Genomic DNA, 15,985 nt, shown 5'->3' on the forward strand with positions numbered 1-15,985 from the left:
AGATTACATAATTTCTTTTAAGTATTTGATGCTCATTTCAATGCTTTCTAACGGGTCCCGGCGGGAGACATCCTGTTCAATGATCCACCAGTCTGTTTTTTGAGTGGCTGACAGTTTTGTAATTTCCTCTATGTCTACTCCTCCTGTTCCAAGTTCAGCAAAAAATCCCTCTTCATCAGTCGTCATATCTTTCAAGTGAATGAGCGGTGTCCTCTCCTGATATCGTTTAATCCAGCCTGCCGGATCTTCCCCAGCTTTTTTTAGCCAATAGACGTCTAGCTCTGCCATGAGTGCCCCGGCATTCGTTTCATCGAAAATAGCTGACAAAGCCTGGCGCCCGTCTTTCGGGAGTAAATTCAATTCGAAATCGTGGTTATGATAGCAGAGAGTGATCCCTTGTTCACGGCACGTCTTTCCTGCCTCTTGCAAAAAGGCAATTAGAGATAGGTAGCCTTCTTCCGTCTGTTCATTTTCTTCCAGGAAAGGCACAACGAGATAACGGCTGCCTAATACTTTCTGGTCTTCAATCACCCCGGATAAATTTTCTTTTAAATCTTCCAAAGGGACGTGGCTGGCCGCTGCCTTTAAACCAAGCTCATCAATTGTTTGTTTCATTTCTTCAACCGTGAGGCCGCTGTACCCGGCAAATTCCACACCATCGAAACCAAGTTCAGCTACGCGGCGAAGGGTTCCTTTAGGATCCTTGGCCATTTCTTCACGTAAGGTAAACAATTGCACTGCGATTTGTGGTTTTTCCATATCGTTACCACCCTTTTTAAATTATAGTAAGCGTTTAACATTTACCTGTATCTTACCTCGGCTTGTGGAACAAAAAAATAGATTATATAATGAAAACATATACTATTTTGCTACTTTATTTTCAGGAGGGGAAAGGGATGACGGTTGAAGTGGGGTTTTGCGGCTATTCTCATCATAAAAAAGGCTATCAGGACCAGAGGCAATCCGGTTTAACAAGTTACTTATTCCGCTTGCAAATAGAAGGAACGGCCACGATCACCCATCATCACAAAACATATCCCATTAGTAAAGGTGACCTCTTCCTGGGAAAGCCTGGTGATCCATACAGAATATTTACACCGGGTAACCAGGACAGCATTGATTATCATATTTTCTGTCAAGGTTCCTGGATCGACCAGTGGTGGGAGTCATCCCGTCTCCCTGCGATAACCAACCTCCATCTCGATGAAAAGCTCCTCGGTCTCTGGCGTCATTTAACCATTGAAGAGCGCCGCCCTAAACAAGAGAAGAATCCTGACCTGGCCCGTTACCTTTTGCAGGCTCTTTGCCTGTCGATTGAACAGTCGATTAACGATGTATCCCACAAAGTCGACCGGCCATTTATAGTGACCCAAATGATGCGTTATATTGAAGAACAGGCCACCACGGCTTTTAAAGTAGAGGAGGTCGCTGCTCACGTTAATTTAAGTGTGTCCCGTGCGCTTCATTTATTCAAAGAGCATACGGGCCAAACGATCATTCAGTATGCCCTCGATATTCGGTTAGCTACCGCCCTGAACCAAATGCAGTACTCCTCGATGACTTTAGAACATATTGCAGAAAACTGCGGATTTAACACCTATCCTTACTTCCACCGCGTATTTAAAAAACATTTCGGCCAGTCCCCCGGACAATTCCGCCGACAGCAGTCGTCATAGCAAAAAAGAACCTGCCTTGAGATAGCCTCCAAGACAGGTTCTTTTACCGTTATACAATTTTCTCCCTTTTATAAGAAAGGTTTTTAAAACTCTACTTTATCCTGATTCGTTACGACAAGTAAAGTTTTCCCTTTATCCAATTCCTCTTCCAGATCCTCTGCTTTATCAGCATCAATGCCAATTTCTTTCATTTTTGACCTGAGCTTATCACCTTTGTTGCGGAATACATTCTTCAATGCTGTACCAGCACCGACTTCACTAACTCCGACCTTATTGGCATCCGTACTCTTTCTCGTTCTTCTCTCATGGTCATTGTCATGGGAGATAACATAAATATCATCATCCCTGACCCCGTCTTTTCTAAGTTTGCCGACCGATTCACTTAACGTTTCATCGTTATGGAACAGTTTAAATTTCGGACTGCTCATGCTTTTTTCCTCCTTTTAAAAGTGAAAATCTTCGTTTTTTGGATAGTAACCATTTGTTAATTAGAATGCATGGTCAATAAACATGCTAGTTTACGCTTACCCTTATAAAAATAAAATCAATCTTAAAACAGGTATTTTTCAAAAAGGGGGAATTTTTTCTTAGCTGACGTTTAACCATTCAGGAAAACGGGAATAAGTCTCCAGATCCTCTTCACGTTAAATCCACTTCATGAGAACTCCTTCTGCTAAACTTGCTTATTTACAGCCACATAGAATGTTTCGTAACCGTCCTGTACATATATTTAACCGTTTCCGGTCTGGCGGCGAGAGCTTCTCAGGCTGAATGTTCTGGCTGCATCCATGTTTATACCTTTAGCTTCTTAGTTTATATGTATCTTCTTTAATTCTTATGGGAGCGCTTTCAATAGATGCTCCTTGGTTATTAAGAGATAATCCCATAAAAAGAAAATTATTCTACACCTTAATTTAGTTATTTGAAAAACTATTAATTTTTTCCAAACCATATCGCTTTCTATGAAAATAATTATTTAGTATAATTTTAATGTAACATTAATTATTATCTATAAATCAAATGGGTAAGAGGTCATTCGCCGCTTATCTAATACTGAAAGGGGATTTACGCATGGATATGAAAGACAATGAGAGTGTTGGAAAGTGTCCGGTCACCCACCAAAGTATGCCCAGTCAATCTGACAGAGCAACGACTAACAAGGACTGGTGGCCAAACCTGCTGAACCTGGATATTCTTCATCAGCATGATACAAAAACGAACCCGCTCGGGGAAGATTTTGATTATGCAGAAGAATTTAAAAAGCTGGACTATGAAGCAATGAAGAAGGATCTTCACGAGGTCATGACAGACAGCCAGGATTGGTGGCCGGCGGACTATGGACATTACGGACCATTCTTTATTCGTATGTCATGGCACGCAGCAGGCACATATCGTACGGGAGACGGCCGCGGAGGCGGCGGCAGCGGATCCCAGCGTTTTGCTCCTCTTAACAGCTGGCCGGATAACGGCAACCTCGACAAAGCCCGGCGTCTGCTTTGGCCTGTTAAACAAAAGTACGGCAACAAGATATCCTGGGCAGATCTCATCGTGCTTGCCGGAAACGTGGCAATTGAATCAATGGGCGGAAAGACTATTGGATTCGGTGCAGGACGCGAAGACATCTGGCACCCTGAAGAAGATGTCAACTGGGGGCCTGAAACAGAGTGGCTAGAGGATCAGCGTTACTCAGGTGACCGCGAGCTTGAGAACCCGCTTGCTGCCGTTCAAATGGGCTTGATCTATGTGAATCCCGAAGGTCCAAACGGCGAGCCTGACCCAGTCGGAAGCGGCCGGGATATCAGAGAAACTTTTAAACGTATGGGAATGAACGATGAAGAAACCGTTGCTCTCACAGCAGGCGGTCATACATTTGGTAAGGCCCACGGTGCCGGCGATCCTTCTCATGTCAGTGATGAACCAGAAGCCTCTCCTATTGAAGCACAGGGCTTTGGCTGGAAAAGCACCCATGAAACCGGCAATGGTCCTTACACGATTACGAGCGGCATTGAAGGTGCCTGGACTCCGACTCCGACAAAGTGGGATATGAGTTATTTTGATGTTCTGTTTGGATATGAATGGGAGCTCACAAAGAGCCCTGCCGGCGCCTATCAGTGGAAAGCCGTTGGTCTCGATGAGGAGCACCATGCTCCTGATGCAGGAGATCCAAACGACCGCGTGCCGATTATGATGACTACGGCTGACATGGCCATGCGCATGGATCCTGCATATGAAAAAATTTCACGCCGTTTCCACGAGAATCCGGACGAGTTTGCCGATGCCTTTGCACATGCCTGGTTTAAACTGCTCCATCGTGACATGGGACCTCGTGACCGGTACCTCGGCCCGGAAGTTCCGAAAGAAGAATTCATCTGGCAGGACCCGGTACCAAAAGTGGATTATGAGTTGTCAGATGCGGAAATTGAAGACTTGAAAACTAAAATCCTCGACTCCGGACTGACAGTAAGCGAACTTGTCAAAGCGGCTTGGGCTTCAGCCAGCACATTCCGCGGCTCGGATATGCGCGGCGGCGCGAATGGCGCCCGTGTCCGGCTTTCTCCACAGAAGGACTGGGAAGCGAATGAGCCGGAACAGCTTTCAAAAGTTCTGACAGTTCTTGAAGGTATTCAAAATGATTTTGATAAAAACATCAGCCTGGCTGACTTGATCGTGCTGGGCGGAAGTGCAGCTGTCGAAAAAGCGGCAAAAGATGCAGGTTTTGATGTGAAAGTTCCATTTACTCCTGGACGCGGGGATGCTACTGAGGAGGAGACAGACGAAGAAAGCTTTGAAGTGCTCGAGCCGGCAGCGGATGGTTTCAGGAATTACCAGAAGAAAGAGTATGCTGTCAGTTCAGAAGAGCTGCTTGTAGATAAGGCACAGCTTCTCGGACTAACAGCTCCTGAAATGACAGTCCTTGTGGGCGGTATGCGTGTTCTTGGTGCCAACCATGGCGACACAAAGCACGGCGTCTTCACAAATCGTGTCGGCACACTCACGAACGACTTCTTTGTGAACCTGCTGGATATGGGAGTAGAGTGGCGTCTTGCAGATAAAGGCCTCTATGAAGGACGAGACCGGCAGACCGGAGAAGTGATACGTACCGGAACGAGAGTCGACCTGGTCTTCGGATCCCATTCCGTTCTCCGCGCACTCGCTGAAGTGTATGCACAGGACGACAACAAAGAAAAGTTTGTTAAGGACTTTATCTCTGCATGGGTCAAGATCATGAACGCCGATCGTTTCGACCTTAAAAACAAAGAAGAGCAATTAAGCTTATAATAGCCGGAGATTTGAAAGCATAGATCGCACTGCAAAAGTCATCCGGTAACAAAGCACCTGCCAAGTCAGCCTGGCCTCCCGTTTCAGGCCAGGCTCACGGTCAAGGTGCTTTTTCTATGTTGCCAGTTACCAAGAGCTCCATAAATATAAAAAACTGAGCAAAAGAAGTCATATAACTTCTTATTGCTCAGTTTTAATAATTTTTGTTTCATAATTAGTTTAAAGCTGTATATAACACTTTAAAATCCATACATACAGCATCTCCGTGTTCCTTCAATTACTCAACCGTCACACTTTTAGCCAGGTTCCTTGGCTTATCAACGTCGCACCCTCTGTGGAGGGCAGCATAGTAAGAGATAAGCTGCATTGGAATCACGCTCACTAATGGTGTGAGATAATCGTGGACTTTAGGGATGACAATTTTGTCGTCTTCTTCTGCGAAACCTTCCATACTGATCATACAAGGGTACGCTCCGCGGGCAACAACTTCTTTCATATTACCTCGAAGATTAAGGTGAACAGCTTCCTGAGTGGCAAGGCCAACGACAGGGGTGCCTTCTTCAATTAAAGCAATTGTGCCGTGCTTTAATTCTCCACCGGCGAAGCCTTCCGCCTGAATATAAGAGATTTCTTTCAGTTTAAGCGCACCTTCAAGGCACACATGATAGTCCATAGAACGTCCGATAAAGAAGCAGCTGCGCGCCACGCTCAAATAGTCGCGGGCAATTTCTTCAAGCACATCCTTCTGCTCTGTGAAGATTTCCATGGCGTTTGCCACAATACCAAGTTCCTGAAGCGGATCGAAATCCATTTCCACTCCTGCAGCCCGGGCTGCGTCCACCGCCATAATAGCAAGAACAGCCATTTGGGCAGTGTAGGCTTTCGTGGAAGCTACAGCAATTTCAGGGCCGGCATACGTGTGCAGTGTGTGATCTGCTTCGCGGGACAAGGTTGAACCCGGCACGTTCGTAATAGTTAATGTTTTATGGCCTAACTTTTTCACATTGACGAGTACTCCGCGGGAATCTGCTGTTTCCCCGCTCTGTGAAATAAATATAAAGAGTGGTTTTTTACTTAACAGCGGCATGTTGTAGAGAAATTCGCTGGCGATATGCGTTTCTACAGGGATATTGGCAATCTTTTCGATCAGCTCTTTCCCGACAAGGCCTGCGTGGTAACTCGTTCCTGCCGCAATAATATAAATCCGGTCAGCATCAATGACAGCCTGACGAACTTGTTCATCAAGCTTAATGCTGTCGTCTGCATCCTTGTATTTCGTGATGATATTACGGATGACAAAAGGCTGCTCGTCAATTTCTTTGAGCATGTAATGAGGGTAAGTGCCTTTTTCAATATCCGTACTGTCAATTTCAGCCACATACGGGTCCCGTGTAACCTCTTCACCATCAAGCGTCTTAATGACCGCTTTCTCTCTTGTGACCGTTACGATTTCTTCGTCCATAATTTCAACGAACTCATTGGTAACCTGCAGCATAGCCATCGCATCACTCGCTACGACATTTACACCATCACTTAGTCCAATAAGGAGCGGACTTTTATTTTTTCCTACATAAATAGTATCTGGATCTTCAAGGTCTAACAGAGCTGTCGCATAAGACCCTTTCAACACGCTTAAAGCTTTGCGGAAGGCTTCTTCTGTTTCCGAACCTTCAGAAGCGAATTTTTCTACAAGCTGAACGATGATCTCCGTATCCGTTTCGCTGACCATCTCTACGTGAGGAAGGTGCTCCCTGCGAATATATTCATAGTTTTCAATAACTCCGTTATGAACAATCGTATACCTGGCTGTTGTACTCTGATGCGGGTGGGCATTCAGCTGGCTTGGCGCACCGTGCGTCGCCCAGCGGGTATGTCCTATCCCGATCATGCCGGCTTCTGATTCATCTACAGATTCACGAAGCGTAGCAATCCGGCCTTTTTCCTTGTATACATGAATTCCGTCATCATTGGCAATCGCAATGCCGGCAGAGTCATAGCCCCGGTATTCGAGTTTCTCTAAACCTCGTAAAAGAATTTCCTTTGCATCTTCCGTTCCTACATATCCTACAATTCCACACATAGTGTCATTTCCTCCCTTGGCGGGGCAAGAAATGCTCCTTAGGGGCATACTTGCCCCACTCTTTATCTATTGTTAGTTTTTTTAAATTCATTAATAAATGCGTCATCGTCGCTAAAGCCTTTGTTCGGAAAGTCACCTCTCCGTTTTGGGCTGAAGCTTACGGCCGCGATGAACCGGCCGGGAGGCATCCGCCGAATGCTTCGATGAACCTCCTCCTCGTCAACTGCGAAACAAACCTGTCAGTCCGCAGTCCAGGCGCTTTTATGTTCCTTTAAAAAATCAGGTCTCCGGTCCTCCTTCCTTCTCTTGAATAGCCTAATCATACTACATCCGTAAAAATTTGGTCAATTGTTTTTTTATGAACAAAAATGACTTTTTTTAGCATCATCAGGCTGGTTAGTTTAATGGGGAGACTGTTCCCCATAACATCGTATGACCATTCGTTAAAAATGGTTCGTTTATGGGGACAGTGGAGTCCTCCTTCCCGAATAAAGAAGCAATTAAACAATATTTAATAGGTAATTGGGCATGTTAATACTCACCATTATAATTTTGTCACTCTCCGAATTATCAAAAATGTCAACAATGCCTTTGACGAAATTAGCTTTAGATTGCTTTGTAATCAGCATTGGTAGCGCTTTATTATTAAAGTAGACAGACAAAGTTTTTGTCACTAAAAAAAGGAGGAGACAACAATGACTGACAACAAAGGTTCGATCCGCACAAAGATTCAACGGTTCGGCAACTTTTTAAGCAGCATGATTATGCCGAACATCGGCGCTTTCATTGCATGGGGTCTTATTACTGCACTTTTTATTCCTGATGGCTGGCTCCCTAATGAAAGTTTCGCCGAGTTAGTAGGACCGATGATCACATTCTTACTGCCTCTGTTAATTGGTTTTACCGGAGGTAAGCTCGTCCATGGCGTACGGGGCGGGGTCGTCGGGGCCACTGCGACAATGGGTGTTATTGTCGGGGCAGAAGTCCCAATGTTTATCGGAGCAATGATCATGGGGCCTTTAGGCGGCTTTGTCATTAAGAAATTCGATGGTCTGCTGGAGGGCAAGATTAAACCCGGTTTCGAAATGCTTATCAATAACTTCTCAGCCGGGATTCTGGGCGGCTTACTCGCTCTTATCGGTTTAGGAGGAGTCGGACCAGTCGTTTCTGCATTCAGCCAGGCAATGGGTGTTGGTGTAGGAGCAATTGTAGATGCCGGTTTACTTCCATTAACAAGTATCCTGATTGAACCGGCGAAAGTCCTGTTCTTAAACAATGCCATTAACCACGGTGTTTTAACTCCGTTAGGTTTAGAGCAGGCTTCTGAGGTTGGAAGATCAATTCTCTTCCTTCTTGAAACAAACCCTGGACCGGGGCTTGGTATTCTTCTTGCCTTTATGTTCTTTGGCGGAGGGATGGCTAAACGTTCCGCTCCCGGAGCTGCAATCATTCATTTCTTTGGGGGAATCCACGAAATCTATTTCCCTTATGTCCTAATGAAACCATCTCTTATTCTGGCAGCTATTGCCGGAGGGATGAGCGGAATCTTTACTTTTAATTTACTTGGAGCAGGGCTTCCTGCAAGTCCGTCACCAGGAAGTATTATCGCTTATACACTGCTAACCCAGCCAGGATATTATTTCCCTGTCTTCTCCGGGATCGTCATCGCAACAGCCGTTTCATTTGTGGTGGCTTCGGTTATCTTAAAAGCCAGCAAAAACAAAGGAGAGGCAGATCTTACAGAAGCCGCATCAAAAATGGAAACGATGAAAGGAAAAGAGAGTTCCGTGTCTTCAGCTTTAACTGCTGATTCTGATAAACCAGCAGAAGAACTGGATGCTTCATCTGTAAATAAAATTATTTTCGCATGTGACGCGGGTATGGGGTCCAGTGCCATGGGTGCTTCCATTCTCCGTGACAAAGTTAAGAAAGCCGGATTGGATATTGAAGTTGCCAATACGTCTATCAGTAACCTTCCTGAAGATGCGGATGTAGTTATTACTCATAAGGATTTAACACCACGGGCTAAAGAAAAATTGGCATCTGCTCACCATATTTCTGTTGATAACTTCCTGAGCAGCCCGGAATACGACAAGCTTATTGATGAATTAAAGTGATACAGCTGAAACAGCTGTAACGGAGTGATCAATATGTATGTTTCTGCAAGAGACAAGTTCATCTTAGAAATGCTCATCAAACATTCTGAGGGAGTGACGATCCGCGATATTGCTCACTCCCTGCAGGTGAGCGAACGTACTATCCACCGTGATATTGCCACCTTTGACTCGCTGCTGCTTCCATATGAACTGACTCTTGAGAAAATTGCCGGAAAAGGCATCTTTTTAAAAGGCGCTAAGGAGCAGATTAAGCAATTCAGCCAGGACTTGCAGGAAGCTAAACATTTTGATTTTTTGCCTGAACAAAGGCAAGTCATTATTATTTGTAAGCTTCTTGAGTCTTTCGAGCCGGTTAAACTTCAATCTTTCGCTGTAGATTTAAATGTCACTGTGGCTACTATTACTAACGATTTGGAAAAAGTAGATGAATGGCTGGCAAAATACGACCTTGAGCTTGAGAGACGAAGAGGGCTCGGTATTCAGATTACAGGCAGCGAAACAGATAAAAGAAAAGCGATCAGCGGTTTGCTTTCAGAAAACTTTGAGGAAGGCGAAATCCTAAAATATATACGAAGAAAGCTTCCGAACCAGGATTCCGACCTCAGTGAATCTATCGCTGGACAATTGCTCGGGTTTATTAATATTGACAAATTGAAGAAGGTTGAAGAATCCGTAAAGAAAATTATCCGCACGCTCGATTACCAGATCGCAGATTCGGCATATATCGCTCTTGTTGTCCATCTTACCTTGGCTCTTGAGAGAATTTCCAAAGGAGAAAACATCAGTATCAACACGTCTTTAGCAAAGCATTTAAAAAACAAAAAGGAATATAAACTGGCCGAAGAACTTGCCACGGAGCTGAAAAAGTCATTTTCACTGGACATTCCCGAGGCTGAAATAGGCTACATTACGATGCATTTAAGAGGGGCTAAACTTCATCAGGACCATCAGGTGCTGTTTACAGAGGATAACCTCGATACGGTCATGGTTGCTAAAAAATTAATCAATGAAGTGAGCAATCGTACGGGAGTTAACTTTAAAAACGATCATTCTCTCTATCAAGGGCTTATGGCTCATTTAGAACCGGCTTTATACCGCTTAAAACAAGGAATGCATATTCACAACCCGCTCCAGGATAAAATTCAGGCCACCTATCCTGACCTGTTTTCAACTGTCAAACAGGCTTTCAACAGCGTTTTAACTAAGGGCATTGCTATTCCTGACGAGGAAATAGGCTTTCTCGTACTCCATTTCGGTTCAGCGATGGAACGGGAAAACAACCGGCGAACCCATAAAGCAGTCGTTATCTGTTCAAGTGGTATAGGCTCTTCAAAGATGATTGCCAGCAGGCTTCAGAGTGAGTTCCCTAATATAACAGAAGTTAAAAACAGTTCCCTCTTCGAGTTGGATAAATTCCATCCGGAGGAGCTTGATTTAGTAATCTCAACAATTCCACTTGTAGATCATTCTGTTGATTATGTTCAAGTCAATCCTTTCCTGACGAAAGACGACGTGGCTAAAATACAAGATTATATCGATCGCAGAGAGCATCTCTACGCGATGAAACAGGAAAAACCTGCTTTGAAAAAGACAGAAAAGAAGGACACTTCAAAGCCCCGCTCTCCAATTAGAGATATATTCAGTAACTTGCAAAAAAGTTTATCTGCTTCTGCCCATTTACTGAGGAACTTCCATTTATATCAGGCTGAGCAGGGAAGCGGTTTGTGGGATTCTTTGCTTCAAGTTATTTGTAAGCTGAAAGAGGACTCCCTTGTGTCAGATGAACACGAAGTTATAAAAAGCCTGAAAAAAAGGGCCGAACTCTCCGGGTTAGGCATTCCGGAGACTCACATAGCCTTATTCCACGCCAGAAACAGCTCAGTCATCAGGCCTCTCTTCGTTATTCTTAACCTGACTGAAGCAGTTGAAGCTAAAGCTATGGACGGAAATGATATCGAGATGAAAAGGGTGCTGCTCATGCTCGGTCCGACTGACATGACAGACGAAGAGACAGAAATATTAAGCACCATCAGCAGTGCCATCATTGAAAATGAGAACAGTATCGCCTTATTTGAGGACGGAAAGGAACAAGAAATCTCCGACTTTTTGAGTGTAAAACTGCTGAATTTTTACCAAGATTATTTAAAAAAGGAGAATCCTTATTATGAATAAACCGATTATTCCCATAGAAAATATCATATTAAATAAGAAAGTTGATTCTAAAGAAGAAGCGATTCGCCAAGCCGGTCAAATCCTTGTAGACGGTGGTTATGTCAACGAGGATTACATTAAAAAAATGTTCGAGAGGGAAGAAATTACTTCCACATTTATGGGCAACTCTATTGCCATCCCCCACGGCACGGAAGATGCAAAAAGCAGTGTCCACGCGTCAGGAATTTCTATTCTTCAACTCGCTGAGCCTGTTGATTACGGTAACGGAAATCAAGTAAAAATGGTTTTTGGCATTGCCGGCAAAGACAATGAACACCTGGAAATCCTCTCTAAAATCGCTATTGTCTGCTCAGACGAAGAAAACATTGAAAAAATGGTGAATGCAAAGTCCAAAGAAGAACTTCTTTCCTTGTTCAGCGAGGTGGAGTAAATGATTGCTGTTCATTTTGGAGCTGGGAATATTGGACGCGGGTTTATTGGAAAACTTCTGGCCGATTCGGGGTATGAGACGGTGTTTGTTGATATTAACGAAGCCCTGATTGACGCCATAAATGAAAAACAGTCTTATAATGTTTATTATGCCGAGCAGGAAAAGAGGTCTTTTAATGTATCTGCTATCCGCGGCCTCCATTCTGTAAAAGATGAAGAGGAAATTATTGATGTGATTATCCATGCGGATCTGGTAACTACAGCTGTCGGAGCGCATATACTCCCTCATATTGCTCCTCTAATCGCAAAAGGATTAACGCAGAGAGTATCTCAATCAGAACAGCCCTTAAACGTTATCGCCTGTGAAAATGCTATTGGGGGAAGCGACCAGTTAAAAAGCGCTGTGGCAGAGCACTTGGATAATCAGACAACTGATACTGTTGAGCGTCTGATCGGATTTCCAAATGCGGCTGTAGACCGGATTGTTCCAGACCAGAACCAGGAAAATTTGCTTGATGTCCTGGTCGAGCCGTTCTTTGAGTGGGCAGTCGATAAAAAGTCGATTAAGGGATCCATACCTCCTGTACAGGATGTTCATTTTGTAGAAGATTTAGAGGCTTATATCGAAAGAAAATTATTTACTGTGAACACCGGGCATGCTTTAGCTGCTTACCACGGCTATCAGGCCGGAAAGCAAACGATTCAGGACGCCCTGCTGGATCAGAAGGTAAAAGAGAAAGTGCTGCAAGGGCTTAAAGAGACAGGCCGGCTAATCTGCGAGAAGCATGGGTTTGATCCTGACGATCATCAGTTATATATAGAAAAGATTATTGAAAGGTTTACTAACCCTTATCTGACAGATGAAGTGACCCGGGTTGCCAGACAGCCGGTAAAGAAACTCGGTTATAACGAACGCCTCGTTAGCCCTGTCAGACAGCTAATGGCAAGGAACGTTGTTCCAGAAGGTTTATTAAACGGGATTGTGGCCGCTTTACGTTACGACTTCCCCGAGGATTCAGAAGCCGTTGAACTTCAGGAAAAGATTCAGTCATATGGGGTCAAAAAAGCATTCAGTCAAATTTCAGGATTAGAAGAAAACGGGCAAATCGTTGAAGAAATATCTGCTAAATAAACTTCCTTCTCACTATCATAACAGGAACTGTTTGACCGCATAGAAAAGCCGTTAGTCAGTCTTATTTTAAAGACCTGCTGAACGGCTTTTCTTTATTGCTTATATCCTTTTGAATTCTTGATGGCCTTGACTGCGGACCCTCGGCTTCCTATACCTTAGCTTTTGATAATACAGGTGGTGATAGATCTTTTTGGTACAGTTATATCTGTTTGTCCGTTTTCAAAGTTTAGAACAGTATGATGTTCCTCATCTTTTTCATTAAGAATAACAATTACGACCTCACCATTCGGATTTTTAAAAGCGGTGACAGATACACTCTCCAGAGTTGAGTTTACATCAATTCTCTTTGCTCCTGGTTCAATATATTTACTGAAATGTCCAATATAGTAGTACTTAAAATGGACCTGGTCATTTTTTGTATCGGCAATGACAGGGGCATCACAATAGTTTCCTACGTGATTAGGACCGCCCTGCTCATTAAGTACAAGATTCCAATCAATAAAGCCTTCCAGCCAATTATTCATGTCTCCAATTATATTGCGTGCATAACGCTCACCAGTGTCCCACGCTCCTAACTTAACGCCACCTTCAATACATCCTTCAGTAAATATTAAATGTTTATCAGGGAAAGCTTCATGCACCTTGGATAAATTCTCAAATTCTTCAGATACGTACCAATGGTTGCCGGTTCCCCAAATGTATTTTGAAGCTTCCGGATCAGATAATACTGTTGTTGCTCTTTCGACCATAATATCCCGGTTATGATCTAATATAATGATTTTTTTATCCGCCAATCCGTTTTTAGAGAACGTCGGGCCTAAATAGTCTTTAATAAAATCTCTTTCTTCTTCGGCTGTATAAAGGCAAGAATCCCACACTTGCGTCGCTTCAGGTTCATTTTGAACTGTTACGCCCCATATTGGAATTCCAGCGCTCTCCATCTCTTCAATATACTTTACAAAATAATTAGCCCACGTTTGCCGGTACTCTTCTTTTAACTTCCCGCCATGGTTCATTTCATTGTTCGTTTTCATCCAAGCAGGCGGACTCCATGGAGAAGCTAACAGCGTTAGCTCTTTATTTGCTTTATTAGCAGCTTCTTTTATCAATGGAATAACGTATTTATATTCCCTTCCAATGGAGAAGGATTTAAGGGAAGTGTCATTTTCGTCCACATAAGTATAGTTTTCCAAAGCAAAATCACAACTGTGAATGTGGGTTCTTCCCAGGTTGTAGCCCAGGCCTTCCGGTTTGTTAAAATAGGCATTAATGACGTCTTGCCGGTTATCTGGTGATATTTGAGACAATGTGTAAGCGGCTGCTTCAGTAAATGCTCCTCCAAAGCCTAACCACTCCTGATATTCTTTAGCCGGATCAACAGTTATATCATTATTTCCTTTATTAGAGAACTTTTTATCTAACATTAAAGGTTGTTTATGGTCCCATTTTTTGTCTGAATACTTACTGGTTTGTATAACTTGTACGTGTTTCAAAGATTATTCCTCCCCTTAAGCGCTTCCCAGCTGTTTACTTACCTGGCATGCGGTGTGGCTTTCGCTTCCGCCATCTTCCCTCGCCAGTTCTGTTAATTTTATCTGAGTATTCTCCGCTCCACCATCCCGATAATTTCTTCCCATTCCTCTTCTGAATCGCTGCCGTAGTAAACATTATTCAGACCAATAAGGATTTCTTCATTTACATCCTCGTAATGAGGTCCTTTGTAAATATATGGGACTTCCAGCGCCGCTTCTGCAAATAAATCCGCTGCATATTGACCGCCAAAGTAATCATCAGCTATTTGAGTGAACTCCGCATCCTCATACACAGCCGGGGTTGTCGGGAACGTTTCTCTTTCTTTAAATAATTTCATTTGCTGCTCTGGAGCTAACAGCCACGTTAAGAACTCATAAGCTTCTTCTGCATGTTCTGTTTCTTCTGGAATGGTAATCCATGTACCTCCCCAATTGCCGGCTCCTTCAGGTATCGGAGCAATTCGCCAATTTGATTCATCCGGTGCATATTCTTTAATAATATCCCCCATCCATGCTGGGCCTAATAACGTCGCGTAACTTCCTTCCTGTATACCATTTCGCCACTCTCTGGACCACATCCCGAGGTTGGCGGTGTAGCCTTCTTCAATCCATTGAGCAGTCTGATCGTATGCTTCTTTCATATAAGGAGAAGAGTCAATAATGAGCTCGTCTTCTTTATTAAAAAAGTTTTCAGGAGCCTGGTCCCGCTTCGCTTTAAATACCGTTTCAAAGTTATCAACCATCTTTTTCCCTGTCTCATTCAAAATGGTCTCTGCCGTATGCCGATAATCTTCCCACGTTTGAATGAGCTCTTTCACTTCGTCTGGTTCAGATGGCAAGCCAGCCTCCTGAAAGACGTCGGCCCGATAATACATCACAGTCGGACCGATATCAGCAGGGAGGCCAAGCAAGAAGTCACCCTCTATGTTTAAACCTGTCTCCCAAGCCCAATCAAGATAGTCCTCCTGTAAATCAGCCGCCCCTAAATCCAATAAATTAACAAATTTATTTTCCGCCCTTATATAAGAATCGATTTCTGAGGCTTCTATCGCAGCCAGGTCCGGAGCGCCGCCCCCTGCAGATAATGAAGTAAACAGATTTGTCTGGTGATCTTCCACCTCCATCTGCCGGACGTTAATAGAAATATCGGGATTTTTTTCTGTGTATTCCTCAATTAAAGGGCCATAGTCAGCTCCAAAATTCCAAAAGGACAATTCCACTTCACTGTCTGCAGATCCTATACTGGATTCATTATTTCCTGAAGCTCCATTATCCGATCCTGAATTTTGGCTGTTGCTGCCAGTGTCAGTATTGCAGCCAACTGCAATTAATGCCGTTATTAACAGGGTGAATAGTAAACTCTTTTCTTTCATTTATTATTTCTCCTTTACCAGTGCCGTATTACTATTAATATGGTTAAGCATTAACTTTTCCAGCAAAGATCCGGTAAAGTAAATGCCTGATAACACCGGCCTTTTCAACACATTTTACGACTAGAATGGTTTAACGGCAAATAATTATATAGTGGCGCTTAACACTGTTAATCAACGAGTGGCCTTTTACCACCC

Annotated in this window: 11 protein-coding genes; 6 read left to right on the top strand and 5 right to left on the bottom strand. The window is 43.6% G+C overall.

What is annotated here, in order from left to right; all coding sequences use genetic code 11:
• Positions 1–3 precede the first annotated feature (3 nt).
• Positions 4–759, bottom strand: coding sequence for a sugar phosphate isomerase/epimerase family protein (locus tag BMW59_RS12250; protein ID WP_093052443.1), 756 nt, complete (start codon positions 757–759; stop codon positions 4–6).
• 137 nt (positions 760–896) lie between these two features.
• On the opposite strand from BMW59_RS12250, the gene BMW59_RS12255 reads away from it, so the two are divergent.
• A complete protein-coding gene (locus BMW59_RS12255) occupies positions 897–1,676 on the top strand; it encodes an AraC family transcriptional regulator (protein ID WP_093052446.1) in 780 nt (259 codons plus the stop codon).
• Between the two features lie 83 nt (positions 1,677–1,759).
• On the opposite strand, the gene BMW59_RS12260 is transcribed toward BMW59_RS12255, so the two are convergent.
• Positions 1,760–2,104: a YflT domain-containing protein gene (locus BMW59_RS12260; protein ID WP_093052449.1), complete on the bottom strand. Its 345-nt coding sequence runs from the start codon at positions 2,102–2,104 to the stop codon at positions 1,760–1,762.
• 643 nt (positions 2,105–2,747) lie between these two features.
• On the opposite strand from BMW59_RS12260, the gene katG reads away from it, so the two are divergent.
• Positions 2,748–4,955, top strand: coding sequence for a catalase/peroxidase HPI (gene katG / locus BMW59_RS12265; RefSeq protein ID WP_093052452.1), 2,208 nt, complete (start codon positions 2,748–2,750; stop codon positions 4,953–4,955).
• 277 nt (positions 4,956–5,232) lie between these two features.
• On the opposite strand, the gene glmS is transcribed toward katG, so the two are convergent.
• Complete coding sequence (gene glmS, locus BMW59_RS12270) at positions 5,233–7,035, bottom strand: glutamine--fructose-6-phosphate transaminase (isomerizing) (RefSeq protein WP_093052455.1); 1,803 nt, start codon at positions 7,033–7,035, stop codon at positions 5,233–5,235.
• Between the two features lie 695 nt (positions 7,036–7,730).
• Between glmS and BMW59_RS12280 the strand changes: the two genes are divergently transcribed.
• Genes BMW59_RS12280 through BMW59_RS12295 form a run of 4 tightly spaced genes read left to right on the top strand, consistent with a single transcriptional unit; the run spans position 7,731 to position 12,885 of the window.
• Complete coding sequence (locus tag BMW59_RS12280) at positions 7,731–9,152, top strand: PTS mannitol transporter subunit IIBC (RefSeq protein WP_093052461.1); 1,422 nt, start codon at positions 7,731–7,733, stop codon at positions 9,150–9,152.
• Between the two features lie 24 nt (positions 9,153–9,176).
• Positions 9,177–11,324: a BglG family transcription antiterminator gene (locus BMW59_RS12285; RefSeq protein ID WP_281244271.1), complete on the top strand. Its 2,148-nt coding sequence runs from the start codon at positions 9,177–9,179 to the stop codon at positions 11,322–11,324.
• Positions 11,317–11,754: a PTS mannitol transporter subunit IIA gene (locus BMW59_RS12290; protein ID WP_093052467.1), complete on the top strand. Its 438-nt coding sequence runs from the start codon at positions 11,317–11,319 to the stop codon at positions 11,752–11,754. Before BMW59_RS12285 ends, BMW59_RS12290 begins: the two co-directional genes overlap by 8 nt.
• On the top strand, positions 11,755–12,885 hold the full coding sequence (locus tag BMW59_RS12295; RefSeq protein ID WP_093052470.1) for a mannitol-1-phosphate 5-dehydrogenase: 1,131 nt from the start codon (positions 11,755–11,757) through the stop codon (positions 12,883–12,885).
• A gap of 155 nt (positions 12,886–13,040) precedes the next feature.
• Here the strand turns inward: BMW59_RS12295 and BMW59_RS12300 are convergent, their stop codons facing one another.
• Together BMW59_RS12300 and BMW59_RS12305 are read right to left on the bottom strand one after the other, a co-directional pair.
• Positions 13,041–14,378 carry a glycoside hydrolase family 30 protein gene (locus BMW59_RS12300; protein WP_245733094.1) on the bottom strand — a complete coding sequence of 446 codons (1,338 nt, stop codon included), beginning with the start codon at positions 14,376–14,378 and terminating at the stop codon, positions 13,041–13,043.
• 98 nt (positions 14,379–14,476) lie between these two features.
• Complete coding sequence (locus BMW59_RS12305; RefSeq protein WP_093052473.1) at positions 14,477–15,790, bottom strand: ABC transporter substrate-binding protein; 1,314 nt, start codon at positions 15,788–15,790, stop codon at positions 14,477–14,479.
• Positions 15,791–15,985: the final 195 nt, after the last annotated feature.

It is taken from the genome of Salipaludibacillus aurantiacus (assembly GCF_900111295.1).
Classification (GTDB): domain Bacteria; phylum Bacillota; class Bacilli; order Bacillales; family Salisediminibacteriaceae; genus Salipaludibacillus; species Salipaludibacillus aurantiacus.

Bases quoted from the DNA above. Each gene is read 5' to 3' on its own strand.
- BMW59_RS12260 (WP_093052449.1), bottom strand. From the start codon at position 2,104: ATGAGCAGTCCGAAATTTAAACTGTTCCATAACGATGAAACGTTAAGT.
- BMW59_RS12280 (WP_093052461.1), top strand. From the start codon at position 7,731: ATGACTGACAACAAAGGTTCGATCCGCACAAAGATTCAACGGTTCGGC.
- BMW59_RS12290 (WP_093052467.1), top strand. From the start codon at position 11,317: ATGAATAAACCGATTATTCCCATAGAAAATATCATATTAAATAAGAAA.
- BMW59_RS12255 (WP_093052446.1), top strand. From the start codon at position 897: ATGACGGTTGAAGTGGGGTTTTGCGGCTATTCTCATCATAAAAAAGGC.
- glmS (WP_093052455.1), bottom strand. From the start codon at position 7,035: ATGTGTGGAATTGTAGGATATGTAGGAACGGAAGATGCAAAGGAAATT.
- BMW59_RS12250 (WP_093052443.1), bottom strand. From the start codon at position 759: ATGGAAAAACCACAAATCGCAGTGCAATTGTTTACCTTACGTGAAGAA.
- BMW59_RS12305 (WP_093052473.1), bottom strand. From the start codon at position 15,790: ATGAAAGAAAAGAGTTTACTATTCACCCTGTTAATAACGGCATTAATT.
- BMW59_RS12295 (WP_093052470.1), top strand. From the start codon at position 11,755: ATGATTGCTGTTCATTTTGGAGCTGGGAATATTGGACGCGGGTTTATT.
- katG (WP_093052452.1), top strand. From the start codon at position 2,748: ATGGATATGAAAGACAATGAGAGTGTTGGAAAGTGTCCGGTCACCCAC.